General features: G+C 43.0%; 24 protein-coding genes. 21 read left to right on the forward strand and 3 right to left on the reverse strand.

Annotated elements, in window-relative coordinates; all coding sequences use genetic code 11:
• Positions 1-100 precede the first annotated feature (100 nt).
• From V1225_RS07735 to V1225_RS07745, 3 genes are read left to right on the forward strand one after another with little or no spacing between them, the layout of a single operon-like run.
• The gene (locus tag V1225_RS07735; protein WP_160201243.1) at positions 101-949 is read left to right on the forward strand and encodes an alpha/beta fold hydrolase; all 849 of its coding nucleotides are present in this window, start codon (positions 101-103) and stop codon (positions 947-949) included.
• A gap of 10 nt (positions 950-959) precedes the next feature.
• The gene (locus V1225_RS07740) at positions 960-1,622 is read left to right on the forward strand and encodes a GTP pyrophosphokinase family protein (RefSeq protein WP_160201242.1); all 663 of its coding nucleotides are present in this window, start codon (positions 960-962) and stop codon (positions 1,620-1,622) included.
• A gap of 31 nt (positions 1,623-1,653) precedes the next feature.
• Entirely contained in the window at positions 1,654-3,633 is a 1,980-nt protein-coding gene (locus tag V1225_RS07745; RefSeq protein WP_161908212.1) for a hydantoinase/oxoprolinase family protein, read from the forward strand.
• Positions 3,634-3,742: 109 nt separating this feature from the next.
• Here V1225_RS07745 and V1225_RS07750 read toward each other — a convergent pair whose 3' ends face one another.
• Positions 3,743-5,416: an NFACT RNA binding domain-containing protein gene (locus V1225_RS07750; protein ID WP_251630206.1), complete on the reverse strand. Its 1,674-nt coding sequence runs from the start codon at positions 5,414-5,416 to the stop codon at positions 3,743-3,745.
• Between the two features lie 128 nt (positions 5,417-5,544).
• Here V1225_RS07750 and V1225_RS07755 point away from each other — a divergent pair, with 128 nt between their 5' ends.
• The 16 genes from V1225_RS07755 (at position 5,545) to V1225_RS07830 (ending at position 22,099) form a co-directional block, all read left to right on the forward strand.
• Positions 5,545-6,429, forward strand: a complete 885-nt coding sequence (locus tag V1225_RS07755; RefSeq protein ID WP_161908210.1) for a YicC/YloC family endoribonuclease — start codon at positions 5,545-5,547, stop codon at positions 6,427-6,429.
• Between the two features lie 66 nt (positions 6,430-6,495).
• Positions 6,496-7,116, forward strand: coding sequence for a guanylate kinase (gene gmk / locus V1225_RS07760; protein WP_160201238.1), 621 nt, complete (start codon positions 6,496-6,498; stop codon positions 7,114-7,116).
• Positions 7,116-7,343, forward strand: a complete 228-nt coding sequence (gene rpoZ / locus V1225_RS07765; protein ID WP_160201237.1) for a DNA-directed RNA polymerase subunit omega — start codon at positions 7,116-7,118, stop codon at positions 7,341-7,343. Before gmk ends, rpoZ begins: the two co-directional genes overlap by 1 nt.
• A 288-nt stretch (positions 7,344-7,631) precedes the next feature.
• Positions 7,632-7,973 (forward strand): LytTR family DNA-binding domain-containing protein, encoded by a 342-nt coding sequence (locus tag V1225_RS07770; protein WP_160201236.1) that lies wholly within the window; start codon positions 7,632-7,634, stop codon positions 7,971-7,973.
• A 178-nt stretch (positions 7,974-8,151) separates the two neighbouring features.
• Positions 8,152-8,904: a 30S ribosomal protein S2 gene (gene rpsB, locus V1225_RS07775; protein WP_160201235.1), complete on the forward strand. Its 753-nt coding sequence runs from the start codon at positions 8,152-8,154 to the stop codon at positions 8,902-8,904.
• Between the two features lie 38 nt (positions 8,905-8,942).
• Positions 8,943-9,872 carry a translation elongation factor Ts gene (gene tsf / locus V1225_RS07780; RefSeq protein WP_251630205.1) on the forward strand — a complete coding sequence of 310 codons (930 nt, stop codon included), beginning with the start codon at positions 8,943-8,945 and terminating at the stop codon, positions 9,870-9,872.
• 232 nt (positions 9,873-10,104) lie between these two features.
• Entirely contained in the window at positions 10,105-10,242 is a 138-nt protein-coding gene (locus tag V1225_RS07785; protein WP_251630204.1) for a hypothetical protein, read from the forward strand.
• 243 nt (positions 10,243-10,485) lie between these two features.
• The gene (locus V1225_RS07790) at positions 10,486-11,604 is read left to right on the forward strand and encodes an AAA family ATPase (RefSeq protein ID WP_160201196.1); all 1,119 of its coding nucleotides are present in this window, start codon (positions 10,486-10,488) and stop codon (positions 11,602-11,604) included.
• The gene (locus V1225_RS07795) at positions 11,601-11,999 is read left to right on the forward strand and encodes a hypothetical protein (protein ID WP_243151014.1); all 399 of its coding nucleotides are present in this window, start codon (positions 11,601-11,603) and stop codon (positions 11,997-11,999) included. Before V1225_RS07790 ends, V1225_RS07795 begins: the two co-directional genes overlap by 4 nt.
• Positions 12,000-12,212: 213 nt before the next feature.
• A complete protein-coding gene (locus V1225_RS07800) occupies positions 12,213-13,397 on the forward strand; it encodes a winged helix-turn-helix domain-containing protein (RefSeq protein ID WP_160201195.1) in 1,185 nt (394 codons plus the stop codon).
• Positions 13,398-13,502: 105 nt separating this feature from the next.
• The gene (locus tag V1225_RS07805; protein WP_251630201.1) at positions 13,503-15,593 is read left to right on the forward strand and encodes a diguanylate cyclase; all 2,091 of its coding nucleotides are present in this window, start codon (positions 13,503-13,505) and stop codon (positions 15,591-15,593) included.
• 2 nt (positions 15,594-15,595) lie between these two features.
• The gene (locus tag V1225_RS07810) at positions 15,596-15,946 is read left to right on the forward strand and encodes an Hpt domain-containing protein (RefSeq protein ID WP_160201193.1); all 351 of its coding nucleotides are present in this window, start codon (positions 15,596-15,598) and stop codon (positions 15,944-15,946) included.
• A gap of 11 nt (positions 15,947-15,957) precedes the next feature.
• Entirely contained in the window at positions 15,958-18,495 is a 2,538-nt protein-coding gene (locus V1225_RS07815; protein WP_338545979.1) for a response regulator, read from the forward strand.
• A gap of 178 nt (positions 18,496-18,673) precedes the next feature.
• Complete coding sequence (locus tag V1225_RS07820; protein WP_160201192.1) at positions 18,674-19,690, forward strand: ornithine cyclodeaminase family protein; 1,017 nt, start codon at positions 18,674-18,676, stop codon at positions 19,688-19,690.
• A gap of 20 nt (positions 19,691-19,710) precedes the next feature.
• Positions 19,711-20,832 (forward strand): aminotransferase, encoded by a 1,122-nt coding sequence (locus tag V1225_RS07825; protein ID WP_160201191.1) that lies wholly within the window; start codon positions 19,711-19,713, stop codon positions 20,830-20,832.
• Between the two features lie 103 nt (positions 20,833-20,935).
• Complete coding sequence (locus V1225_RS07830; RefSeq protein ID WP_160201190.1) at positions 20,936-22,099, forward strand: PucR family transcriptional regulator; 1,164 nt, start codon at positions 20,936-20,938, stop codon at positions 22,097-22,099.
• Between the two features lie 14 nt (positions 22,100-22,113).
• On the opposite strand, the gene V1225_RS07835 is transcribed toward V1225_RS07830, so the two are convergent.
• Together V1225_RS07835 and V1225_RS07840 are read right to left on the reverse strand one after the other, a co-directional pair.
• Complete coding sequence (locus tag V1225_RS07835; protein WP_160201189.1) at positions 22,114-22,740, reverse strand: DUF47 family protein; 627 nt, start codon at positions 22,738-22,740, stop codon at positions 22,114-22,116.
• A 24-nt stretch (positions 22,741-22,764) separates the two neighbouring features.
• Positions 22,765-23,757 (reverse strand): inorganic phosphate transporter, encoded by a 993-nt coding sequence (locus V1225_RS07840; protein ID WP_251630196.1) that lies wholly within the window; start codon positions 23,755-23,757, stop codon positions 22,765-22,767.
• Positions 23,758-23,919: 162 nt separating this feature from the next.
• On the opposite strand from V1225_RS07840, the gene nhaC reads away from it, so the two are divergent.
• Both nhaC and V1225_RS07850 read left to right on the forward strand, forming a co-directional pair.
• Positions 23,920-25,407, forward strand: coding sequence for a Na+/H+ antiporter NhaC (gene nhaC, locus V1225_RS07845; protein ID WP_160201187.1), 1,488 nt, complete (start codon positions 23,920-23,922; stop codon positions 25,405-25,407).
• Positions 25,407-26,234: a histidinol-phosphatase HisJ family protein gene (locus V1225_RS07850; RefSeq protein ID WP_160201186.1), complete on the forward strand. Its 828-nt coding sequence runs from the start codon at positions 25,407-25,409 to the stop codon at positions 26,232-26,234. Before nhaC ends, V1225_RS07850 begins: the two co-directional genes overlap by 1 nt.
• Positions 26,235-26,299 lie beyond the last annotated feature (65 nt).

A 26,299-nucleotide genomic window follows, 5' to 3' on the forward strand; every position in this document is an offset into this window, starting at 1 on the left:
AAGCTACTGTAGACGATTTTTTTCAAAAAAACAAGGGGGATGTCGGATTTTGACACTTTTTTGTAGGATTTTGATACTTTTTTGTAAAGGAGCGTAAATCATGTACGAAAATTTTGCATTTCCAGAGAGAGATAAGGCGGTGACAGGATATCATTTTTCCTGTGAGAATCCGTCTCATGTGCTTTGCCTGATTCACGGAATCGGAGAGCATGCAGGTCGTTATAAGAGAATGGCACGGATTTTAGCAGAAAAGGGGATAGCTATCGTGTCTATGGATTTACGAGGTCATGGTATTTCAAGTGGTGTGCGTGGTGATACTGCGCCGAGAAGAGAAGTACTTGCCGATGTGGATGCGTTGATTATGCGGGCGAAGACACTTTATCCAGGGCTTCCTATCACGCTTTATGGACACAGTATGGGAGGAAATATCGGTCTTGACTATATGATGCGCGGAAGCAAAAATTACATTCCCGCGAAATATATTATTTCTGCGCCGTGGATTAAGCTGGTGATGTCTGTGCCCGGACCACTGCTTCCGTTGATTCGTACTGCCGCAAAGATAGCGCCGAAAGCGACTATCAGTCAGAATATCGATGAGAAGGATCTTGGGAATCCAGACTATGTAAAACCTTTTAAGAAGGATCCGTTGGTACATTCCAGAATTTCTCTGCGTTGTGCTGTGGACGGTTTTGATATTGGTACTGCCATTTATAAGGGGAGTCACCCAGATAATGGAGGAGCAGCGGATAAACCTTTTCTTTTGATGCACGGTGACGCAGATAAAATCTGCGACGTGGAGGGAAGCAGAAGGCTTGCTGCGAGACTTTCTCAGCGAGAAAACTTTACTTATGTGGAGTGGACGGGGTATTGTCACGAAATTCACAACGGAGGAAAAGAGGATACAGGAGAGGCAGTAATAGAAAAGATAGGACAGTTTATTGTAGAATAGGGGTAAAGACATGAATGAAGAAAACACAAAGGTATTGATGGATGAATTGCTTGCAGCTCATGACGGCGATCCGAAGAAAGTGCTGCAGGAGTATGATATTTTGATGATGCGTTATGATTCTGCGATTAGAGAGGTTAGGACAAAGCTGCAGATTCTAAACGATGAGCTTTCGCTGGCACAGCAGAGCCCGATTTCATCCATTACTGCAAGACGAAAAAAGACATTCAGTATTTTAGAAAAGCTGCAGAGACAGGGATTTCCGGTATCGCTGCAATCCATTGAAGAAAACTTAAATGATGTTGCAGGAATCAGAGTGATTTGCTCCTTTCTCGACGATATCTATAATGTGGCGGACATGCTGAAGGCGCAGGATGATTTAAAGGTCATTCAGATTAAGGACTATATCAAGAATCCAAAGCCAAACGGCTACCGAAGCTACCATATGATTGTGGAAGTGCCTGTTTTTTTCTCCAACGAAAAAAGACCTATGCGGGTTGAAATACAGATTCGGACAGTAGCGATGGACTTTTGGGCTACCTTGGAACACAGGATTAAGTACAAGCAGGATATTCCGAATCAAGATGAAATTATTGAGGAACTGAAACAGTGTGCGGATACGATTTCCCAAACTGATGAGAGAATGCTCAGTATTCGTGAGAAAGCCAGAGTATAAATTTTGTTTCCGAAAAGTAAAGGAGTATAGCATGATTGGAATTGGCATTGATACCGGCGGTACCTGTACCGATGCAGTAGTTTTGAATACCGACGGAAATCAGGTATTGTCTTTCAGCAAGACGCTGACGACGAAAGGAGATTTAAAAGAGGGCATTTTGAAAGCGCTGAGAGGTCTGGATGAAAATCTCGTTAAACAGGCGGAGTATCTGTCTCTATCTACGACTCTTGCAACAAATGCCTGTGTCGAAGGCAAGGGCGGTCGTGCTAAACTGGTGCTGATCGGTGTAAAACCACAGATGATTGCGAGGATGCAGGGAACCTATGGGCTTCCGCCGGTTTCAGAAATTTGCTTTTTAGAAGGAGATGCTGCCACTGTTGATAAAGGAACGCCTCTTCCGGACTGGGAGACTTTTCGAGAGACTGTCAAAGAAACCTTTCGTGAGTTTGACAGTGTCGCAATTGTGCAGATGAACGCCAAATACAATGACGGCCAGTTTGAAAAGGAGGCAGAAGCGATTATTGGTGAAGTGCTTTCTGTTCCTTGTGTGCGTGGATACAATCTTTATCAGGAACTGAACGTACAGAAGCGAGCAGCGACAGCACTGCTCAATGCCAGATTGATTCCTGTTATGGAGAATTTCTTTGACTCCATTGACCAATCTCTGGCGGAGCTGGGGCTGTCACTGCCGATTCAGGTCGTCAAAAGTGACGGCAATATTATGAGCAGAGACTATGCTATGGGAAGGCCGGTAGAAACTTTGCTCTGCGGTCCTGCTGCCAGCATTATCGGGGCTATGGAGCTTTCTGACAAAAAAGATGCCTTGATTGTGGACATGGGCGGGACTACCAGTGATGTTGCCCTTTTAAAAAATCGAGTGCCAGTGACAAGTGATGCAGGTATTTCTATCGGACCTTGGAAGACTATGGTTAAAGGGGTCACCATTGATACCTTTGCGTTGGGTGGCGATAGTGCGGTGGAATACGAAGACAACAGCCTTTATCTGGAGAAACGACGTATTGTACCTCTTTCCATGGCAGCAGCCCAGTTTCCAAGGGTTCGGGAAAAGCTGACGGAGCTTAATGCTGGTTTTGCTACCTACAGCTATCCTGCCAATCAGTTTTTTATGCTGGTAAATCGGCCTAAGAATATGGAAAAGTATACCGCTAACGAGCAGAAGCTGATTGAAGCGCTGGCAGTACAGCCTTTGATGTTCAGTGAAGCAGCAGAAGCAGTAGGGGTGAGCCCCTATGTGTTTAGAAGCAAGCGTCTTGAGGATGAAGGCGTAATCATCAGGTGCGGTGTAACACCGACTGACGTTATGCATATTTGCGGCGATTATGATGCTTACGATGTGGAAGCGGCAAAACAGGGTGTGATATATCTCTGCAAAGCAACGAAAAAAGATTTTGATACAGTTTGCAGGGAAATTTATGACTTGGCGAAAGCAAGACTTTACAGCAGCCTTACCGGTATTTTTATGAAATATGAGACAGACGGCAAGCTTTCTGCCGAAGATGAGGCAGCCGTTGAAAAGTTGGCGGCCTATATCTTTAAACAGAGACAGAGTGGTGCAAAGTTCATGCGACCGGATTTTAAATCTCAGATAGACTTTATTGGAATTGGTGCACCGACTAGAATTTTCTTACCGGAGGTAGCAGCGCTCTTTGGTGTTTCGGCGGATGTGCCGGAATATGCTAAAGTTGCTAATGCTATCGGCGCAGCAGTTGGCCGTGTAGTCGCTGAATATACTGTGCACATTCAGCCGGCACTGGGCGTTTATCGAGTCACTGGCGGCAGTAAAACGATGACCTTTGAAGAATACGACGAAGCACTTTCAGCGGCGAAGAAAGTTGCTGAGGAGCGGGCACGCGAGAAAGCGCTGGAGCAAGGTGCAGCAAAAGTGACGCGGGTTGAGACAGAAGTTTCAGAGGATTACTATCAGCTGACTGGAGAATCGCGAAAACTGTTTCTTGAGACCCTGGTGACGGCAAAAGCTGTGACCAAATAATTGTTGTTTGTTTGAAAAAAGCCCCTTTTCCGAAGGAAAAGGGGCTTTCTATTGTGATATTTGAGGCAGCTTGCGCCCCCCCCTTATGCTTATTACTGAATACGGATTTTTATTTTGATTCAGGCAGCTTCGGGTTGACCCAGAGGGTGCGATTGTTAGTAAAGATTACCATGCCCGGTTTGGCGCCGGAAGGCTTTTTTACATGTTTAACTTGTACATAATCTACAGGAACATTTTCTGAGGTGCGTCCCTTGCTGTGATAGGCTGCGATAGCAGCTGCTTCAAAGAGCGCTTCCTCAGAAAGTGCAGCACCGCCTGTCTGAACGATAACATGAGAGCCAGGGATATCTTTGGTATGCAGCCATAAGTCCGTCTTAGAAGCAGTCTTTAGTGTTAAAATATCGTTTTCTTTGTTGTTGCGTCCCACTAAAACCTGAGATCCATCGCAAAGGGTATAGCGGTGGGGCTGAGGTTTGTATTTTTTCTCTTTAAAAGCGCTTTTACGTTTTTTGATATAGCCTGTTTCGGAAAGTTCTCCGCGGAGTGCTTCTATTTCTTCTACACTATCTGTATTGTTCAGGTAAGTCAGAACTGATTCCAGATACTGGATGTCTGCATCGGTTTCGCAAAGCTGCACCTGTTTTTCCTTAATGGCTGTTTTAGATTTTCCATAACGTTTAAAATACTGCTGCGCATTTTTTGACGGGCTATGCCGAGGGTCAAGGGGAATTTTCACTGTGCTTCCGTCATAGTAGTTCATGACCTCCACTGCAGCATCGCCCGGTTTTGCAAGGTGCATATTTGCGGTGAGAAGCTCTCCGTAAAGCCTCAGATTTTCAGAGTTTTCCGCCTTCAAAAGATCTTCGGAAAGACGCTGCTTTTTTAAGTAGAGTTTATCGAGAAGACTGGAGACAGATTTTACTAGATCGTGAGATTTTTGCCTTGCCCGGTTAGATGACTGCTTGTGATCAAAATAATAGCTGAGACATTGGCTCAGGGTCTCAAAATCAATGCGCTGCGTACTTTCTTCGTACTGAGAAAGTGAAGCGATGTGAAATTCCTGCGGCACTCCTTTTTCATCAGCGTAAATATGGGGTATAAAAGTGCCACTTGCAATAGAAGAACGCTGAGCGGAAAGCCAGCTGACGCGGTCGTCATTGATAGAAAGTTCGCTAGCTACAGCAGGGGAGATACCGCCAACTTTTGAGAGAATTTCTTTTGGATTTGCAGCCATTTCTAAAAGCGCTTCATCTGAGATTTCTTTGAAGGAAATTTTGTCTTGGGCCGGCGGGTAGACGTATTCCTTGCCGGGCAGAACCTGGCGCACCCGGTTAACATCGATGGAAATTCGTTTGATACTGTCGATGATTCTGCCAGTAGTCATGTCCACCAAGATGATGTTACTGTGTTTTCCCATGATTTCAAAGATGAGCTTCTTAGAGACAGTGAAGCCCAGTTCATTTAAGGTTTCCAGGGAAATCTCTATGATACGTTCTGCGTCTTTTTGAGAAATCTCTACGATACGACCGCCCACAAGGTGTTTTCGGAGCAGCATGCAGAATGCCAGTGGCGCTGGCGGATTGATCGGATTTTCCTCAATAAAATGCAGGCAGCTGTGGGCGCTGTTTATGCTGGCGTAAAGTTTTTTGTTACCCTGCTTTGTGTGTATATGAAATACCAGTTCATCACTTTCCGGTTGATAAACTTTTTCGATTTTTCCAAGCATAATGGTGTCCTGCAGCTCTTTTACCATAGCGCAGGTGATAATGCCGTCAAAAGCCATAATATGACTCCTTTCTTTTTGCGATACTTTCTCTATTGTACCCCGATGTAGAATCGTTTGTCAACGAAAGGAAAATATGATAAAATAAATTTATTATCATTGATGTAAGAAAGAGAGGAAACAGTTAGATGATAAAAAGTATGACAGGATTTGGCAGAGGTGAATATAATGACGGAAAACGGAGCATCATTGTAGAGATTAAGTCTGTCAATCACAGATATTGTGATATTTCGGTGAGAATGCCAAGGAGATATTCTTTTGTAGAAGATAAAGTGAAAAACACTGTGAAGGAAAAGATTAAACGAGGCAAGGTGGATGTTTCCATCATGGTAGAGAATTTGACGGAAAATGATGTCAATATTAAGCTGAATACCATGCTTGCACAGCAGTATTTGGACAATCTGAAAGCACTGCAGGCAAGCTTTGAACTTCCAGGTGAGATTACATTGCAGTACGTGGCAGGGCTTCCCGATGTGCTAAAGGCTATTCCCGATGTGGATGATGAGGAAGAAATGACCAGATGTATTCTCACCCCCGTTAGGGAAGCGGCCTCCAATCTGGAAGCCATGCGCAGCGTAGAGGGAGAAAAGCTGGCGGCTGATCTGGTTATGCGCGGAGGCATCATCAAAGATCTGGTAGATAGAATTGAAGAACGGGCAGCAGAGGTTCCAAAGGCTTATACTGAGAAACTTCGCGAGAGAATCAAGGAACTGATTGGAAACAGCGTGACTGTGCCGGAGGACAGAATCCTTGTGGAAGCAGCCATCTTTGCGGACAAATGCAGCATTGCAGAGGAACTGACCAGACTCAATAGTCATATGGATCAGATGAAAGAAATCATTGAAAAGAGCAGCCAGCCTGATGGGAAAAAACTGGATTTTCTGGTGCAGGAGATGAACCGGGAGGCGAATACGATCGGCTCTAAAGCCAATGATATCGCAGTGACTAATTTAATGCTGCAGGTGAAAGCTGAAATTGAAAAGATTCGTGAGCAAGTGCAGAATATCGAATAATTTCCTTGAATGAGAAGGCAAAAAGTGATATAATGTTTACTCATACAACGCTTCGAGGAGATAAAAATGGACAGAGCCGAACACGCAGGAAAACTATTTATTATATCCGGACCTTCTGGCGCCGGCAAGGGAACGATTTGTAAGAGACTGGTAGAAGATACCAAGGTAGAAGTATCCGTATCGATGACGACCAGAAACCCTCGTCCCGGAGAGGAAGAGGGTGTTAGTTACTACTTTACAACGAAAGAAGCGTTCTGCAAGGAGATAGAGGCTGGAGGATTTCTGGAACATGCAGAAGTCTACGGCAATTATTACGGCACGCCGAAAGCCAAAGTGATAGAAAAACTTCAGCAGGGCATCGATGTTGTACTGGAAATTGATATTCAGGGTGCGCTGAATGTAAAGACTGCATATCCTGACGGGATTTTTATCTTTATTTTGCCGCCTTCTATGGCAGAACTCAGAAAGAGAATTACTGGCAGAGGTTCAGAAACGGAAGATGCGATTAACTTGAGGCTTTCGCAGACACTGAAGGAAGTTTCCTACATAGATAAATATGATTACTGTGTGGTCAACGGCGAACTGGAAGAGGCAGTAAGCAGAGTTAAGGCTATCGTAGTTGCCGAACACTCCAGAGTGTCTCAGAATGTTTACAAGCTGATTGAAAAATATAAGGAGGAAGTATAATGCTATACCCATCAATTAACGCGATTAGAAAGAAGGCAGACAGCAGATACACCATCGTAAACATGGCTGCTAAGAGAGCTAGAGATATCATTGACGGAAAACCGATTTTAACAGAATGCGAGATTAATAAGCCTGTATCTATCGCAGCTCACGAAATTGCAGAAGATTTAATCACTTATAAGAGAGAAGCACATTTAGCGGAGTTTGAAGAAATCGAAGAATTATAAGATCCAGCTGAGACTGTAAAAACAGCCCTTTGCATTTGCAAAGGGCTGTTTTATCGTGCTATACCGATATTCTCTGGCTGAATGACAAAAAATATGTTTTTCTTTTTGATTTCTCTTAGTTCTATAAGTTGCAAAATCATAATTTTGTTTTAGGGCGATTTGCCATATTTTGTCATAACCTGTCGAAAATAGTCGGAAAAAGAGGAGAAATTGCCATAGGCTCCTATTTGTGTTTATTATATAATGAAAAGTATAATACTGAGAATAATACGACTAGGAGGAACGATAATGGAAGAACAATCCATTCTCATAATAAGCGGTGCGGAAGTGGCAAGGGTTTTCGTAGGTGACATCGTCCTTGTGGAGCAGGAGGGAAGAAAGCTTCATGTGGTAACTTCCTGCCGGGAGTACCGATATTATGAAAAGATGAGCAAACTGGAGGCGGCTCTTGACGGACGGTTTTGCCCTTGTCTGAAGGGGTGTTATGTGAATCTGGAACGCATTGTGTCGATGAGAGAGCCGGAAATCCATTTTGATAACGGGTATGTTTTTTGCTTGGGTAGGACAAATTTTATTAAACTGAGACAGAAATACAAACTTTTTCTGAAAAATAGCGTAAATTTGGCATAATAGTTTTTAAAAAAGCTTGCAATTTCAATCTAAATGACGTATAATAATGGTCGGCTTGTTTATCTTTAGCCAAAATGAATTAATTTAACACACCCGGTTGTTTTGTAGAAGCGGTGCCGCGAAAGCGGTTTTATGCACGATAGACCGAGTGGAAGGTAAAACCAGGAGGAAAAGAATCATGGCAGTAATTTCAATGAAACAATTACTTGAAGCTGGTGTACATTTTGGACACCAGACCAGAAGATGGAACCCTAAGATGGCTCCTTACATCTTCACAGAAAGAAACGGAATTTACATCATCGACTTACAGAAGACTGTAAAGAAGATTGAGGAAGCTTATGACTTCATGAAGGAAGTTGCGGCAACCGGCAAACCAATCCTGTTCGTAGGAACTAAGAAACAGGCACAGAACGCTATTATCGACGAAGCGAAGAGATGCGGACAGTACTACGTAAGCGAAAGATGGCTGGGCGGTATGCTGACCAACTACAAGACTATCAGTGGAAGAATCAAAAGACTCTTTGACATTGACAGAATGGAAGAAGACGGAACTTTTGAAAAGTTATCCAAGAAAGAAGTTATCAAGCTGAGAGCTGAACGTGATAAATTAGAGAAGTTCTTAGGCGGTATCAAAGACATGAAGGGTATGCCTGGAGCACTGTTCATCGTTGACCCTAAGAAAGAAAGAATCGCAGTAAAGGAAGCTAGAATTCTGGGTATTCCTGTAGTAGGTATCGTAGATACAAACTGTGACCCGGACGATGTTGACTATATTATCCCTGCTAACGATGATGCAATCAGAGCAGTAAAACTTATCGCTGGCAGAATGGCTGACGCTGTAATTGAAGCTAATCAGGGCGAAAGCTTTGACGAAGGCACAGAGGAAGCAGCAGTAGAAGTTGAGGCTGCTTTAGCAGCAGACGCTGAATAATTCACATCGCTATTGATATAAGATTTGGAGGTCAAAAAATGGCTGTAACTGCACAATTAGTAAAAGAATTAAGAGAAATGACTGGTGCCGGCATGATGGACTGCAAGAAGGCACTTGTTGAAACCGATGGCGACATCGATAAAGCTGTAGAAGTTCTGAGAGAAAAGGGTTTATCCAAGGCAGCTAAGAAAGCTGGAAGAATCGCTGCAGAAGGTCTTGTTAAAATCGCATTTTCCGATGACCACAAGAGTGCTGCTGTTATCGAAGTAAACTCTGAAACAGACTTTGTTGCAAAGAACCCTGAATTCGTAGAATTCGTAGATAATCTGTCCAAGATGGCACTGGCTGACGATGCAAAGTGCATGGATTGCTTCATGGAAATGACTTATGGCGATGAGGGTACTGTAAAAGACGCTCTGACCAACAAGATTTCCAAGATTGGTGAAAATATGAACATCAGAAGATTTGAAAAGCTGGCTACTGATGGCGTTGTTTACACTGGATATATTCACGGCGGCGGCAAAATCGGCGTTATTGTAGGTATTGAGACTGAAGCAGCTGCTTCTGAAATCGAGACTGTAGGTAAGGACGTAGCTATGCAGGTTGCTTCCATGAACCCTAAGTTTGTAGACGAAACGCAGGTTGATGCTGATTGGCTTGCTTCCGAAACAGAAATTGCGAAGCAGCAGCTTCTCAACGAAGGCAAGAAGGAAGAACTGCTTGACAGAATCATCCCTGGCAAAATTAAGGCTATCTTAAAGGAAGTATGCCTTGTAGACCAGAAGTTCGTTAAGAACAGCGACCTGACAGTTGCACAGTATGTGGAAGAAGAAGCTAAGAAGCTCGGCAAATCCATGAAGGTTGTAGAAATGGTTCGTTACGAAGTAGGCGAAGGTATCGAAAAGAAAGAAGAAGACTTCGCTGCAGAAGTAGCTGCACAGCAGGCTGCAGCAGCTGCTAAGAACTAATCAAAACAGCAACTGGCAAATAAGTAAGAATGAAAACCCTTGAAAGACTCACCGGCTGAGCGCTTTCAAGGGTTTTTTAGTGGTTTTGATTGTAACGGTTACAAAAAAACAGCGGATTTATTTGTCAGGGCGAATAAAGATAAAGTGAGGAAGGCCTGCTACCATGATTTAGTGAAGAGCAAAGAGCCACGGCGCTGCGCATATCGCTTTAGTAAAACCGGTAGATTTGACGGTGCTGGAGCTTCGGGAAAATGATTTAATCCAGTGGCTTGTCAGCTGCTGCAAAGAGTTTGAAAAAGACAGGATTACCACCGTTATTTTAGGCTGCACCGGTATGAACCGGGCGGCAGATGCTGTGCAGCTTGCTTAAAAAGAGGTCGGAAGTTGTGTGCAGGTCATTGAACCTTTGAAAACAGGAATCAAACTGCTTGAACTGATGATACAGATGAAATTTGTCAACGGTATTAAAAGTATAGAGATAAAAAGGAGCGATTATATCGCAGAGTAGGAAATGATACAGGGTAGGCTTTCATACAAAATCAAAAAATGATTTTAAACAAAAATGTTGTTTAAAATCATTTTTTGGTGTATACTATAAACAGAGGTGATATACATGAAATTATTGAGAGTAAAAGCGAATGGATTCAAGAATTGTAAAGATGATTTTACGATAGACTTTACGGCAAAATCTAAGAAGACTGCTGAAGACAAAGAGTACGAGCTTCAAAAGATAGCGGAAGATTTGTATGTGTTCAATACGATGGCATTTGTAGGAAAAAATGCCTCTGGAAAAACGAGTGCAATAGAGCTTTTGGATTGCTGCTATTCTATACTCGGCAATTTTAGACTTGAGGAAAAATACTATCATTACGACGGAATTCAGCTTGAAATCATTTTTTTTCATGAGAATTCTATCTATCGCTATACAACGGAATTGAAAGGCGACAGCTCTCTTGGAAACAAAGCGAACTTTGTAAGTCAGCATTTGTATCAGAAACCGTATTATAAATCCAAGGTAAACGGTATTTTTGATTTGGAAGATTTCACAGAGTTAAAGGATTTGGGTGCATTGCCGGAGGATACCTCTATTCTGTTCTTTGCTTTGGAGAAGAAAAGAACGCAGGCTTTTTATTTTGATAGTTTCGGAAGCGGCACAGACACATATCAGCTTCTTTTTAAGGCAATGAAAGCTTACGAGATAGAAGAATCGGTATTTCTTACCATTATAAGGATTTTCGACGAAAATATTAAAAAAATAGAACGTGTAGATGCGCATAATTACAGATTAGCTTACGGCAGCAGTGAAGAAGTTGTATCGGATAACGAACTTTTGCATTTTCTTTCCAGCGGAACGACCAAAGGAATTTTTTTATACATTTTGATGGTAGCTTCTCTCAAAAATGGATTTGACCTTTTGATTGATGAAATAGAAAATCACTTTCATAAGACGCTGGTCGAAAATATGATTAGTTTATATAAAGATAAAAATGTAAACAGAAAAAATGCCTCTTTAATTTTTACCACCCACTATTGTGAAGTGCTGGATTTATTTAACAGGCAGGATAATATATGGATTTCCAAGGCGTCAGATAAGGTGGAATTGTATAACATGTATAGCGAGTACAATGTCAGATCCGAGCTTTTAAAGAGTAAACAGTTTTATTGTAATGCATTTAATACAGCAGTAGATTACGAGACACTGATGAAGATGAAGAAGGAGCTGATGGCATGAAAATTCTTATGATGTGCGAAGGCTCTAACGAACTGGAAATCATGAGGATTCTTTTGAAAAATAACTGTTTGAAGTATTCTGAAGATGACCTTTTGAATGTAACCCCTTATCATGCGAGACAGATTGAGAAAAACAGTGCAGTAAAAACGGCATTAAATCTCTATCAAGGCGAGGTGAAGGTTTTTCGTATCGGTGACGGATTTGGCGACAAGCTGAGAATCCCCAAAGATTATAAAGATAAAATCATCAGTGTAGAGAAATACTGCACGAAACCTGAGCTGGAAATGCTTCTTATCATTGCAGAAAAAATGACTGCAGAATTTGAAAAGGTGAAGTCATCGGTTAAGGCAAAGAATTGCAAAGAAATATATCCGCTGCGGCAGAAGAAAGTATGACAACAGCAGTGCATTTTACCAGGAATATTTTGGAAATCGTGCAGAATGACTGGTTGATTCCATAAAAGAGTATAAGAGAATAAAAGGAACGCACAAAAAAGACGAGGGATATTTGGCAGACCTTCTAAAATGACGGCAAATCTTATTGACATAGACTGGGAATTACCTATATAATAGAGGTACATTTATGTGGCGGAAATCGGAGGTATAGGTATGTCCAAAAATGACTTTGTGTGTGTTCGCATGTTTGGTGGATTCGTCATTAGCTATCAAGGCACGAAGTATAATATGACGCAGCATTTAAACAAGCAGCCGCTGAATCTTTTGCAGTATCTGCTGCTCAATCATGAAAAAATTGTTTCTAATGAGGACCTTTATGACGCACTTTGGAGTGAGAGTAAGAATCCAAAGAGTGCGCTGAAGTTCACTATCCACAGCCTGCGAGCATCCTTGAAGGAATTATTTGGAGATGATACTGACTGGATTGTTTCCAGCAAAGGCGGATACAGAATTACAAATCAGATTAGATTTGTTCTGGATACGGATTTACTCACTGAGATTTCTCAAAAACTGGAAGGAAAAGTGGAACTGACAGAGAAAGAGTACAAGTCAGCCATGAAAGTTATGGATCTTTATACCGGACACCTCTATATGACGTCTTCTCAGCATTTTTGGATTATGCAGCTTGCAGAATGGTACAGAGCAAGCTTTGCCAATATTGTAGGAAGAATCTGCAAATATCTGATTAATCAGGGCGAATATGAGCGAATGATTAAGATTGATTATCAGGCAATTTTGCGAGAACCTTTCTATGAGGGTTTGCATTACTTTTACATACAGGGACTGATTAAGACCCAGGAATATCACAAGGCGATTCAATATTACGACGAGATTAATGAAGCCTTTTACAAAGAACTGGGAACGGGCTTGTCACCAAAGTTTAAAGAACTTTATGAACTGATTGAGGAAGAGAACAAGTCAAAAATTCTTAAGATATCAGAAGTAAAAAAAGAACTCAATGACAATCGGGATAAGCAGGCAGACAGAGGTGGATTTTACTGCACCTACGATATGTTTAAGCACGTGTATGAGTTGACTTCCAAGGTTGCTAAGCGTGAAAACAAGAATTATTATCTCATTTTGTTTAATGTGACGGGTGCTGCAGAAATTGATAAGAAAAGCACCATTTTAAACAAACTGAAGGCTATGATTTTAGATTCTATCCGTTCGTCTGATATTTGTGCAAGAGTGGCAGATGATCAGTTCGTGCTTTTGGTGCAGTGCGCTAAACCGGATGATACCTATATCATTGTGCAGCGTATTTCCCAGCTCTTTTATAAATCCTATTCTTCCCGCCAGTATCGTCTGAATTACAGCGTGGAAGACATTAATGATTAAGTAGATAAAAATATCCACATATACTAAAAAAGGACTTTCAAAAAAGTCCTTTTTTTAGTATACTTAAAGTGAGACTAAAGCTTGAATTATAGAGGAAATTTAGATATGGCAGGCAAAGAAAAACAAAAGATTTTAATCGTAGATGATTCAGAGATGAATCGTCTGATTTTAAGTGATATTTTAGAGGAAGAATTTGAAATTCTGGAGGCAGAAGATGGTGAGGAAGGCATTATGATTCTCCAGAAAAGAAATATGGAAATTTCTTTGGTACTTTTAGATATCGTTATGCCGGGCATGGACGGGTTCGGTGTGCTGGAGGTGATGAATCAGAATCGCTGGATTAAAGATATTCCTGTGGTGATGATTTCCGCAGAGAATTCCACCGATTATATCGCAAGGGCCTATGAACTTGGGGTAACGGATTTTATTTCGCGTCCCTTTGACTCTTCTGTGGTTTACCGGCGAGTGAATAACACCATCATGCTTTATGCCAAGCAGAAGAAGCTGGCGACTATGGTTGCAGACCAAATTTATGAGACTGAGAAGCGAAGCGGACTATTAGTTTCCATCTTAAGCCATATTGTTGAATTTAGAAACGGCGAAAGCGGCATGCACGTCATTCATGTACAGGCGTTGACAGAACTGCTGCTTAGAAGTCTGGCGAGGAAGACGGATCAATATAACCTGACCCCGGCGCAGATTTCGCTGATTTCCGTCACTTCGGCCCTGCACGATATCGGAAAGATTGGCATTCCCGATCAAGTTTTAAATAAACCGGGCAAGCTAACCGATGAAGAGTTTGCCATTATGAAGACTCACTCTCAGCTGGGCGCATCTATGCTTGAGGCCATTCCTTTTTACAAAGATGAGGAGCTGGTTAAGGTTGCGATTGACATTTGTCAGTCACACCATGAGCGATACGATGGAAGAGGCTATCCTAACGGTCTGGTTGGTGAGGAAATTCCTATTGCGGCGCAGGTTGTGGCTTTGGCGGACGTCTACGATGCGCTGACTAGTGAGCGCGTTTACAAAAAAGCCTTTTCTCACGAAAAAGCCATAGATATGATTTTGCATGGGGAGTGCGGCGCATTTAATCCGTTGATTATGGAGTGCCTTAGAGACAACGAAGAGGAAGTGCGCAAGGTCATGGATAATGAGACACTGGGCTCCAGCTTAGACAAGGAGTTTTATCATATTTCCGACAGCATTGCCGACCGTGAGGAACTTTCTGCAGTGGACAAAGCTATGCGTCTTTTGGAATATGAACGGAAAAAGAATGAATTTTATGCGGAGATGTCCAAGGAAATTCAGTTTGAATATATAGCAGCGCCCCCTTTGCTTACAGTATCAGCGTGGGGTGCTAAAGTGCTGGGAATTTCTGAAAATATCCTAAATCCTATGGAGGATGAGAGCTTAGGTAATTGTTTCGGGAAAGAAAACATACAGAAGCTTATTGAATGTCTGGAGCAGACGTCACCGGAGAATCCAATTGTTCAGTTGGATTTTGAAATGACGCAGGCAGGCGAGGCAAGATGGAAACGGGTCGTTGCACAGACCATTTGGAGCAGTGAAGGCAGCGAAGGTGTAGGTTCCTTTGTAAAGTTCTATGGAAAGATTACTGACATTCATGAAGAATATGTCGAGCTATCCATTCTGAAGCAAATGTCGTCAAGAGATGGATTAACTGGTCTTTATAACAGAGCTGCTGCCACGGAAATGATGGTGGAGCGCATGCAGAAAAACCCGGATCATTCCTTTGCTTTCATTATGTTTGATATAGATGATTTTAAGTCAGCTAACGACCAGTATGGGCACATTTTTGGTGACTCGGTGCTGAAGTATGTGGCAGATAAGTTAACGCAGAGTATTAGAAGTTCTGATATTGCAGCACGTATTGGCGGAGATGAATTTATGTTGTTCCTGGAATACAGAACCAGTTTAGAGATGGTTGTTGAACGTATCTTTACGGCAATCAACAGCATGTTTAATGAATTTTCTGTTTCAATCAGTATGGGCATTGCAAAATCCGACGATGTGGGAACAGATTATACGCAGCTTTACCACTGTGCGGACTGCGCTTTATATACTGCAAAGAAAGGTGGAAAAGGACGTTACTATTTTTATGATGAAACCATGAAGGACACGTTGCTTGCGACTTCGCAGAACAAAGAGGAAGAAGAGAAAGTGAGGGAGTAAAAATGACAGTAAAAGAATGTTATGAAATGATGGGCGGCGACTACGAAGGCGTACTTTCTCGCCTGCGCAAAGATGAGAGAATTGAAAAGTTTGCGCTGAAATTTTTAGATGATGGCAGCTATCAGCTGCTGTGCGACTCTTTAGCAGCAGGCAATTATGACGAAGCCTTCCGGGCTTCACACACCATTAAAGGTGTTTGTCAGAATTTAGGTTTTGATAAACTTCATGTATCGGCAGACGCTTTGACAGAAAAGTTGAGGGCGAAAGACACCGATGGTCTGGAGGCATATATAGATTGCCTGAAAGAAGATTATGCCGTTACTATTCAGGCAATTCAAGGATTGCTGAAATAAGGAGAAAGAATGTGAAGAAAAATTTTAGCAGATATTTATTAATCAGCATTATAGTCGCAGCGGTTTTGAGTACTGCTGTTCTCGCCGGGGTTACTATGTTTATGAAGGATAAGAGCGAATCCTCCATCAGTAAAATCGGTGAAATCTATATGGCAGAGATGAACCGTCAGATTCAGCAGAAATTTGATACGGTAGTTGAGCTGCGAATTTCTCAGATAGAAGGACTGATTCAAAGGACACCACCGGAGAAATATGATTTCGGTGAGGCACTGATTGCAGAATTGCAGACAGGTGTTCGTGTGCGGGATTTTCAATATTTAGCCCTTTACACCCAAGAAGGAGATTTCTATCGAATTTTCGGAGAGGAAATACAGCCTTTCGACGAGGCGGAATTTCTGCAGCTTTTGCGAGGGGATGGTAAACAGATTTCACGTGCATATACGGCGGATGAACAGAGCATGCTGATGCTTTCTGTACCTGTCAAATATGATATGGGTGGCGGAAAGAAAAGTGATGTCATCGTTGCAGGCATTTCTATGGAGTATATCAGCCAGAATCTGTTTTTAAATGAGCAGGATACGACTGCATATTCCCATATCATTAACAGCGATGGGGATTTTGTTATTCGTGGCGGCGATGCTTTTAGAGACAACTTTTTTGACCGAATGATGGCAACCTTAGAAACCTATAATGGAAAAACCAAGGAAAGTTATGCAGCGGAATTAGAGGAAGCGATTGCGAAAAATATAAAATACTCCACTGTCATTTCTATTAATGGAGAGAGAAGACATCTCTATATGACGGAGCTGTCCGATTCGGAATGGTACTTAATCAGTATTATGCCGTTTGGGGATTTGGACAAGATTGTCTATGAGTTGGACGAAGTGCGTGCTGTTGCTATGCTGACAGCTGGTGGCACCATCCTGATTATGCTGCTTCTGATTTTCCTGCTTTATTACAGAATGATGAAGACACAAATGCGGGAACTGGAGGAGGCAAAGAGAGAAGCTGTGCATGCTAATGCAGCTAAGAGCGAGTTTCTTTCTAGCATGAGCCATGATATCAGAACACCGATGAACGCCATTGTCGGCATGACGGAGATTGCAATTAAGAATGAGGGAGACAGCAGCAGAGTAGATGATTGCCTGCAGAAAATTAAATTGTCCAGCAAACACCTGCTTGGACTGATTAACGATGTTCTCGACATGTCTAAGATAGAAAGTGGAAAGATGAACCTTTCTATGGACCAGCTTTCTCTGCGGGAAGCAATGAAAGATATCGTACAGATTATGCAGCCACAGTTTAAGTCGAAGAATCAGCATTTTGATATTTTTATTCAGAAGATTGTTTCTGAGAATGTTATGTGTGATAGCGTGCGTCTGAATCAGGTGCTTTTGAATTTGCTTTCAAATGCTCATAAGTTCACACCGGAAGACGGTACTATCAATGTATATTTAGTGCAGGAAAATTCTCCTTTAGGCGAAGAATATGTCAGAAATCAGTTCCGTATTAAGGATACCGGAATCGGCATGAGTCCGGAATTTATGGACAAGATATTTGACTCCTTTACCAGAGAAAAATCTATGGCGGTAGAGAAGACTGTAGGCAGCGGTCTGGGAATGGCAATTACTAAACATATCCTTGATGCCATGGGCGGCACCATAGAAATAGAAAGTGAACTGGGAAAAGGAAGCGAATTCCGCATTACTGTTGATTTAAAGAAGGCGACCATAGAAGAAGAGGAGATGACACTGTCGGTTGATAGAGTGCTGGTGGTTGACGACAACGAAAATCTTTGTTTTAGTGCGGTCGCAGCCTTGGAAGAACTGGGAGTTAAAGCAGAATATGCCCTTAGCGGTGAAGCAGCACTGGAAATGATTGAGGCAAAACATAAAGAAGGCAAGGACTATCAGGTGGTTCTCCTTGACTGGAAAATGCCAGGTATGGATGGTGTGCATACTATGCGCGAAATCAGCAGAAGAGTAGAACATAAAATTCCGGTATTTTTAATTTCTGCCTATGACTGGAGTGATATAGAACGTCAGGCGCTGGAAGCAGGCATTACCGGCTTTATTGCGAAACCGCTCTTTAAATCTACCCTTTATTATGGGCTGAAACGTTATCTTCAGGGAGAAGCGGCAGACGAAGAAAAGGAAGCAAGTTATGACTTTTCAGGGAAAAGAATTTTGCTGACAGAGGATAATGAACTGAACTATGAGATTGCCAATGATATTTTGACGGAAGTTGGATTTGAAGTAGAGTGGGCAGAAAATGGACAGATCTGTGTTGATAAAATGAGTCAGTCACCGCTTTACTACTATGATGCAATTCTGATGGATATTCGGATGCCGGTAATGAATGGATATGAGGCGACCACTGCTGTGCGTGCGCTTGAACGTGAGGATAATAATCTTCCGATTATTGCTATGTCAGCTGATGCGTTTGCAGAAGATATCCAGCATAGTTTGGACTGCGGTATGAATGCTCATACAGCAAAGCCAATCGACATCGATGAAGTGATGAAACTTCTTGTTAAATACATTCAATAGATAATAGAAAGCCCCCCTTTGAGAAAGCAGTGAACTGCCTTCTCAAAGGGGGCTCTTGTATAATTTTCAAAAAAAGCGGCGGGAGTTCTGGAATTTTACAAAACATTTGCTTTTTCAAAGTTGATATACTTTAAATAGATTTTAGACAAGAAGCGTAGTTTTGGAAAGGAAATGAGAGATGTTTACATTACGAGTATTGAGCAGGGAAGTCACAGAAAAAGTTCTGAAGCTTTCCGATGTTATCAGCACGGTAGAGGAAGTATACCGTCTAAAAGCTATGGGAGAGACTGCGGTATTTCCTCTGGTGTTTCATGAATTTGAACCGGGCGTAGCAGACATGGATATCAAGTCCGGCTGGCTGAAAGGCAGCGATATTTTCGGTCTAAAAGTGGTATCCTGGTTTGGCGAAAACACAAAGAAGGATCTTCCAGCGCTGATTGGAACCGTTCTGGTTATGGATGCAAAGACTGGCGTTCCGCAGGGAATTTTAGACGGCAGTCACATTACAGGAATCAGAACTGGCGCGGCAGGCGCAATCGGTGCAAAGCTCCTTGCAAGAAAAGATTCTAAAAGTTTGATGGTAGTAGGCGCGGGTCATGTGGCAACTTTTCAGGTGGCTGCGACTTTGACACAGCTTCCTGATATCGAGAAGGTCTATGTTTACGATGCTCTGAGCCAGGAAAATGCGGAGCGTTTTGCAGCGTCTATGCCGGAAGTTCTAACTGAAACTTTTGAAATGAAGGACTGTAGGGCAGTCTTTGAGGCGGTGACAGATTTACCGGCTGCCACAAGGGACAGCGATATCATCATTACGGTGACACCGTCCAAAGAGCCGATTATCCGCAAGGAGTGGGTAAAACCGGGCACTCATTTCAGCTGTATTGGCGCTGACATGAGTGGAAAGGAGGAAATCGACGCAGAAATCTTTGACGGCGCAAGGGTATTTACCGATGATACACCGCAGTGCATCAATGTAGGTGAAATCGAGATTCCAATCAAGAAGGGCATCCTAAAGGCAGAAGATATCGCAGGGGAAATCGGAGAAATTCTCACAGGAAAGACCTGCGGCAGAGAAAGTGATGAGCAGATTACCGTATTTGATGCAACTGGCACGGCACTGTTAGATTTGCTTACTGCAAAGTTGGCGCTTTCAAAGGCTTTGGAGCAGGGTCTTGGTGAAACCGTAAATCTGTAATAAAGAATTGGAGGAAAAACATGGATATTAAAACTTTTAAAGTAGAACGCTGGATGAATGAGTATGAAGAGCAGGCGGTATATAACCTGGCAGAAACCTGCGTAGATTCTATTACTATTAAAGAACTGTTAGAACTGGCAGGGGAGGATGTGGATAGCTATATGAGAAGCCTTGCAGACCTGCGCCTTTCCTACAGTCATATCTTTGGATCTCCGCAGCTTCTTGCCGGCATTGCGAGCCTTTATAAAGACGTAAAGCCGCAGCACGTAATTCCAACTCACGGTGCAATCGGTGCAAATAATCAGGTGATTACTACGTTGATTGGTCGTGATGACAACATGGTTTCCGTTATGCCGACTTACCAGCAGCATTACTCCATTCCGGAGTCCATCGGTGCAGATGTAAGAATTTTGCAGCTGACCCTAGAGGATGATTATCTTCCAAATCTTGATGTGCTTCGGTCCTTAGTTGATGAAAAAACCAAGATGATTACCATCAATAATCCGAATAACCCGACCGGTTCATGGATTCCGGTAGATATTATGCAGGAAATCATTGAAATTGCAAAGAGCGTGGACGCTTATGTTCTCTGCGATGAAGTATACAGAGGTATTGCTGAGGATGAAAGATATATGCACTCCATCGTAGATCTTTACGACAAGGGTATTTCTGTAGGCAGCATGTCCAAGGTATTTTCCATGGCAGGCGTTAGAATGGGCTGGATTGTTACTAAGGACGAAGCTGCACTGCATTTGTGCCACGAAAGACGCGACTACGATACCATCAGCTGCGGCGTGGTAGATGATGCGCTGTCTTCACTGGCCCTTGCTCATAAGGAGGCAATCTTTGCAAGAAACAGAGGCATATTAAATAAAAATAGAGCGATTTTAGACCAGTGGGTGAATGAAACCCCAGAAGTAAAATATCTCAGACCTGTTGCAGGAACCACAGCTTTAGTGTATTATAATAAGGACATACCATCACAGGAACTGTGCAAAAAGCTCCTTTTTGAAAAGGGTGTGCTTTTTACACCGGGCGAGTGTTTTGAAATGGAAGGAGCAGTCAGAATCGGCTACGCATACGATTCCAAAACCCTGCGTGAAGGACTGGATAAATTCACAGAGTTTCTTAGAGAACTGTAAAATGGCGGGCGGGCTGCTTTAATCATGTAAGCATAAAACTTCGTAAAACGATGGGTGATTCATTGTGCCCATCGTTTTGTTTTTAGCAGAAAGGAGAGAAAAGATGGCATTAAAAGTAAAAGATCTGCTGCATTTGCAAAGTTTGCAGGGACTTAGGCTTCTTTCCGGAGAGAGGGGGCTTGACCGGGTGGTCTGCTCTGTTGGCATTATGGACTATGAGTTTGCTGAGGGTGTGGACTATCAGAATGAGGCGCCTTTTGAGAGGGACAGCTTTGTCATTTCCTCTCTTTTGTTCGCACAGTCGGACAGCAGCAGAATTCTGGAGGCGGTTAAGGCGCTGTACGAAATGGGAACTTCTGCTTTTGCCTTTAAGAGTGTCATCTTTGATACATTGCCTCAGGAGGTACTGGATTTTTCCAGGGAAAAGAACTACCCGATCTTTGTTTTTGGGCTGGAGCGGTATTTTGAAAATATTGTCTACGAAATCATGGAAGCGGTGCAGCGAGATGACACGCAGATTTTAGACGAACAGATGATTAAACGAATGATAGAAGGCGACATGCCAGGGGATGAGGTAAGCCGTATTTGCAAGAACCTTTCACTGTTTTTTAAAGAGCATGCGCAGGCCGTTTACGTGCGACCTAGGGCAAAGGGAGAGAGGCTTAAGACTACGCGCATTTTCAGAAACTTTTATATGAACAAGGCCCTTAAGAAAAAAAGTCTGTTGTGCCGTTATGATGGCGGTGTTTTTGTGATTCTGACTGCCGCCTCTGAAAACCTTGAAGGTTTTGAAGTGATTCTAAAGGAAGTGTGCGACAATTTATCCTTTGAAGGGGCTGTATACTTTAGCAGAAGCGACATTCACCCGCCTCACGAGGCGTTGGACTTGTGTCTTCGAGAGAGTTTTCATACCTTTGCCGCCAGCATGGCAGAAGGTAGAGAATATGCAAACTATGAGAAAATCGGCGCATTTTCCTATCTGGTGCCTCTAGCAAATACGCAAGCCATGCGAACTTTTTCGGAAGGCTTCTTAAAACCGCTTTTGGGCAGAGAGGAATACCTTTCTACCTGTCAGGAATGGGTATTTCAAAAGGGCGATATCAACGCTACCGCCCTTTCTATGAACTGTCATCAAAACACCATTCGCTACAGACTCTCTAAGGTGAAAGAACTTTTGGCTGCGGAGGAAAAGACTGAAGCTGAATTTTATGGAGAATTGTCCGCAGCGCTTCGGATTCATCTGCTCCACGAAAGTGGTGTTCTGTAAATGCAGTTTGTATGTTATTTGATGGACTTGATTTTCAAATCACTGATACTGTCTGCGGCACGACCAATCTTGTTGGCGAGGCAGTTAAGGTCTTTAGAAAATTCACGCATAATAATGATTTCCTTTAAGGGAAGCGTCTGTTTGTCAAGTTCTGCGATGATTTCCCAGTAAAGTCTCTTAACTTGGTTTTCGTTCTTCTTTGCCTTGACTAGATTTTCCCAGAAAACATCACAGTTATCGTTCCAGCTTTCCATGGCTGATGTGATGGCGAGAATGGAACTTGCAATGCAGCGTGCCATTTCTACGTGCTTTTCAAAGGGGGTATAGCTGAAAAATACCAGAAAATCCTTTAAATCCTTGACTTTATCTGTCATGTCGTCGATAGAGCGGGACACGGCAAATAGATCGTGACGATCAAGGGGTGTGATGAAAGAGTTTTCTACATAGTCGATGAGGCTTCTTCTGACCTTATCGGCTTTTTTTTCGCATTGCTCGATAGAATCTGCCAGTTGGTCGTCTGGCTGATTCATAAAGTTTAAGAGCAGGGAAATACTTTTGGATGTATATTCACACTGTTTGAGCAACATGGAGTGAAAATCGGGTCTTTCGTTTTTCTTGAAAAAATTTGGTTTTCTTTTCATGATATTCGAGTTCCTTTCTACCAGTTAAATCAGGTGAAGCAGCAGGAAGACCAGACCGCCGGTTGCTGCCGAGGCGGGAATGGTAATCAGCCACGCGAGGAGAATTTTTTTTGTAACAGTCCAGTTGACGGATTTAGGCGTATTGCCGCTGCCGACTCCCATGACCGAGGAGGTGATGACCTGGGTGGCGCTGATGGGAAGTCCGGTCAGGTTAGCAAGGGTCATTACGCTGATGGTAGCAATCTGGGAGGCAAAGGAATTGTGAATATCGATTTTACAAATTTCCATGCCCACAGTTTTAATCATATTATATCCGCCGGTGATAGTACCGATGGCAAGAGCGGCACTACAGCTTACGATGAGCCAGAATGGGATCTCAATTCCTGCGGAAAAATATCCGGCAAGGCCGATGGCGATAAGTCCCATGACCTTTTGGGCATCATTGCTGCCATAGCTGAACGCTAGGAAAAAACTGCTCAGTTTATGCAGAATACGAATCCTGGGCTGCCATACGATGGTAGCGTTTTTTAAAAGGGTGTTCTGCAATTTCAGGAACAAATAGCCGAAGATAAATCCCAGCAGAGGGGATATGAGCATAGCGAGAATGACTTTTACAAAGATAGAGTTCCAAAGTATGTATCCTGCGCCATAAGCGGCAATACCGCTGCCAATCATGGAGCCAATCATAGAGTGAGAGGCGCTTGAGGGAAGTTTGATGATCCAGGTCAGGATATTCCAGACCATGCTTCCTGCAAAGGAAGCAGCCACAAAGGTGTAGCACTGGTCAGAACTTCCGGCAAGAACTGGCGTGATATCAATAATGTTTTCTGATATGGTGTAGGCCACTGCTGTACCCAGTACTAGAGCCCCTAAAAGGTTTGCAAGCCCGGCGATAAAAACGGCTTTCGCAGGCGGAATAAGCCGAGAGGAAATGGTGGTGGCAACGATGGTGCCGCCATCGTGCATACCGTTGATATAGGCGAAAATAAGTCCAATGGCAATCATAAAATAAAACATAAAATACGCTCCGTTTCAGTATTGTCAACTTCATTATATATGCAAGAAGGAAGAGAAAAGTTTGGAGAATCCTAGAATTTTCGGAAGTTTTTTTGTAGAAATATTGCTATAATTTACACAGTGCAATAATACTATATAAATTTTTAAAGGAGGAACTTATTTATGAAAGATAAGGCTAAGACCAAAGAGCGTCCGGTTCGCGTAAAGAGAAAACCGAACATTGTGGAAGCGCTCTCAGCAGTCATCGTGCTGCTTGTAATCTTTTTCTTCGGTTCCCTTGCAGACCTGTCTGCGCCAGCGCTGATTGGCATTTCCCTGTGCTGGGTGGTATTCATCGGCTGGCGCTGCGGCTATAGCTGGGAAGAGATGGAAAAATATACCGCAGAGAAAATTAAATCTGCTGCACCGGCAATGTCGGTTCTCATTGCAGTAGGGTTTCTGCTGGGCTCCTGGATGTACTCCGGAACCATTCCAATGTTTATTTATTACGGCGTACAGCTTGTCAGTGAAAAGTGGATTTTAGTTTCCGCATTTGCATTGTGTGCGATCTTCTCCACCTGTACAGGTACTTCATGGGGATCTGCTGCAACAGCAGGTATTACTATGATGGGAATCGCAACAGCAATGCCGAACGTAAACATTGCAGCGGTAGCAGGTGCGTGCTACACTGGCGCCATCTTCGGGGACAAGCTTTCTCCGCTGTCTGATACTACCATTTTAGCAGCGCTGTCCACGAAGAACGATATTTTCGATCATATTAAGCACATGTCTAAAACGGTTATTCCGGCTGCGGTCATCGGTGTGGCAGTATATCTGGTGATGGGTATCAGTGCTTCCACCACAGGTACAGGACTTCCGGAAAACACGCTGCAGCTTCTTTCTACGCTGGATTCCGTATTTAAGTGGAATATTCTGGTGCTGCTGCCTCTGGTAATCGTAGTATACGGCGCGGTTACTAAAAAGCCGTCTACGGTAGTGATGATGATTTCTGCGGTTGTAGCGCTGCTCATCGGTATGTTCTATCAGGGATTTGAACTGGCAGACGGTGTAACTGCCCTTTACAGCGGATTTAATCTGGAAATGGTGGAAGGCGCAAGACCTGGATTTATAGCTGCAGAGGCAGGGGAAGACGCTATGACGCTTCTGAATCGAGGCGGACTTTCCTCCATGCTGAAATCTTTCATTCTAATCTATATTTGCTTCTATTTTGCAGGTATTATGGAACAGATTGGCGCAATCGAAGTACTGCTTGGTAAACTGTTGCAATCTGTAAAGACCAGATTCACGCTAATTCTGGCAACTGCGGTTTCTGTAATTATTTTGGTTGCGATCGGCGGAAGCTCTTCGCTAGCACTGATTCTGACTGGTGAGATGTATAACGAAAAGTATAAGGAAATGGGTCTTTCTACACTGAACCTTTCCAGAACTATGGAAGATTTCGGTACTGGTATGGCAGGGTTTATCCCGTGGTCTGGCTCCGGCGTTTACTATCCGTCAGTGCTGGGCGTTCCAATCAGCGCATATCTTCCGTATTGCTTCATGAGCTATGCAGTATGGGTAATCGCACTGGTATACGCTATGACCGGTATTTGCATGAAACCTCTGGAAGCAGATGCTGAACTGAAAGAAAGTGAAGGAGCTGAAGCATAATGATTGCGGATATGCATGTACATACAAGATGGTCCAGTGATTCTACAACACCGGTGGCAGAGCAGGTAGAGCGCGCCATTGAACTGGGCATGGAGTCTATCTGCATTACTGACCATCAGGACTTTGATGCACCGAGATTTCCCCCGGACTATTTTACGTTTCTCATCGACGACAGAGGCGATGATGCGGCAATTTCTGCATATGTTGCAGATTTAGCCAGTGTAAAGGAGCGTTATGGGGACAGAATTGAAGTACTTACAGGTATTGAGCTTGGCATGCAGCCTCATCTTTGTGAAAGATTGACAGAACTTGCAAATTCCTTTCCGTTTGATTTCATCATCGGTTCAACCCATACGTTTCACAAGATGGACGCTGAGGATAAGAGGCATTATGAAGGCGTAGATATCCAGCTTGCAGTCTCTCAATATTTTGAGGAGGAACTGGAAAATATCAAACGTTTTCAGGTATTTGATGTAGCAGGCCACATGGATTTTGTACTGCGCTACGGTCCCGGTGCACTGGAACAGTTCACTTATGCTAAATATGCAGATATTCTAGATGCGATTTTGAAAGAACTCATCGAAACAGGGCGGGGCATTGAGTGCAACACTTCTAAGTTTGTTGCAAAGAACATGACCAATCCACACCGTGATATTATAAAGCGGTATGCAGAACTGGGCGGTGAAATTATCACCTTTGGTTCTGACTCTCATGTATCTTCCCGCTTAGGCGAGGGCTTTTGTGAAGTCGCAGAGATGGTGAAGGCTTGCGGCATTGATTACTATGCGGTGTTCCGCCAGCATAAACCTTCGTTCTATAAAATTTAAAAAGTAATAAAGAACCCGGATATGTAGGTCATATGCGGGTTCTTTTGCAGTTAAAAGGAAAATCG

This window comes from Emergencia sp. JLR.KK010, from assembly GCF_037018265.1.
Classification (GTDB): Bacteria; Bacillota; Clostridia; order Peptostreptococcales; family Anaerovoracaceae; genus Senimuribacter; species Senimuribacter intestinalis.

Excerpts from the sequence above, each read along its gene's own strand:
- V1225_RS07735 (WP_160201243.1), top strand. The coding sequence starts at position 101 with ATGTACGAAAATTTTGCATTTCCAGAGAGAGATAAGGCGGTGACAGGA.
- V1225_RS07740 (WP_160201242.1), top strand. The coding sequence starts at position 960 with ATGAATGAAGAAAACACAAAGGTATTGATGGATGAATTGCTTGCAGCT.
- V1225_RS07745 (WP_161908212.1), top strand. The coding sequence starts at position 1,654 with ATGATTGGAATTGGCATTGATACCGGCGGTACCTGTACCGATGCAGTA.
- V1225_RS07750 (WP_251630206.1), bottom strand. The coding sequence starts at position 5,416 with ATGGCTTTTGACGGCATTATCACCTGCGCTATGGTAAAAGAGCTGCAG.
- V1225_RS07755 (WP_161908210.1), top strand. The coding sequence starts at position 5,545 with ATGATAAAAAGTATGACAGGATTTGGCAGAGGTGAATATAATGACGGA.
- gmk (WP_160201238.1), top strand. The coding sequence starts at position 6,496 with ATGGACAGAGCCGAACACGCAGGAAAACTATTTATTATATCCGGACCT.
- rpoZ (WP_160201237.1), top strand. The coding sequence starts at position 7,116 with ATGCTATACCCATCAATTAACGCGATTAGAAAGAAGGCAGACAGCAGA.
- V1225_RS07770 (WP_160201236.1), top strand. The coding sequence starts at position 7,632 with ATGGAAGAACAATCCATTCTCATAATAAGCGGTGCGGAAGTGGCAAGG.
- rpsB (WP_160201235.1), top strand. The coding sequence starts at position 8,152 with ATGGCAGTAATTTCAATGAAACAATTACTTGAAGCTGGTGTACATTTT.
- tsf (WP_251630205.1), top strand. The coding sequence starts at position 8,943 with ATGGCTGTAACTGCACAATTAGTAAAAGAATTAAGAGAAATGACTGGT.
- V1225_RS07790 (WP_160201196.1), top strand. The coding sequence starts at position 10,486 with ATGAAATTATTGAGAGTAAAAGCGAATGGATTCAAGAATTGTAAAGAT.
- V1225_RS07795 (WP_243151014.1), top strand. The coding sequence starts at position 11,601 with ATGAAAATTCTTATGATGTGCGAAGGCTCTAACGAACTGGAAATCATG.
- V1225_RS07800 (WP_160201195.1), top strand. The coding sequence starts at position 12,213 with ATGTCCAAAAATGACTTTGTGTGTGTTCGCATGTTTGGTGGATTCGTC.
- V1225_RS07805 (WP_251630201.1), top strand. The coding sequence starts at position 13,503 with ATGGCAGGCAAAGAAAAACAAAAGATTTTAATCGTAGATGATTCAGAG.
- V1225_RS07810 (WP_160201193.1), top strand. The coding sequence starts at position 15,596 with ATGACAGTAAAAGAATGTTATGAAATGATGGGCGGCGACTACGAAGGC.
- V1225_RS07820 (WP_160201192.1), top strand. The coding sequence starts at position 18,674 with ATGTTTACATTACGAGTATTGAGCAGGGAAGTCACAGAAAAAGTTCTG.
- V1225_RS07825 (WP_160201191.1), top strand. The coding sequence starts at position 19,711 with ATGGATATTAAAACTTTTAAAGTAGAACGCTGGATGAATGAGTATGAA.
- V1225_RS07830 (WP_160201190.1), top strand. The coding sequence starts at position 20,936 with ATGGCATTAAAAGTAAAAGATCTGCTGCATTTGCAAAGTTTGCAGGGA.
- V1225_RS07835 (WP_160201189.1), bottom strand. The coding sequence starts at position 22,740 with ATGAAAAGAAAACCAAATTTTTTCAAGAAAAACGAAAGACCCGATTTT.
- V1225_RS07840 (WP_251630196.1), bottom strand. The coding sequence starts at position 23,757 with ATGTTTTATTTTATGATTGCCATTGGACTTATTTTCGCCTATATCAAC.
- nhaC (WP_160201187.1), top strand. The coding sequence starts at position 23,920 with ATGAAAGATAAGGCTAAGACCAAAGAGCGTCCGGTTCGCGTAAAGAGA.
- V1225_RS07850 (WP_160201186.1), top strand. The coding sequence starts at position 25,407 with ATGATTGCGGATATGCATGTACATACAAGATGGTCCAGTGATTCTACA.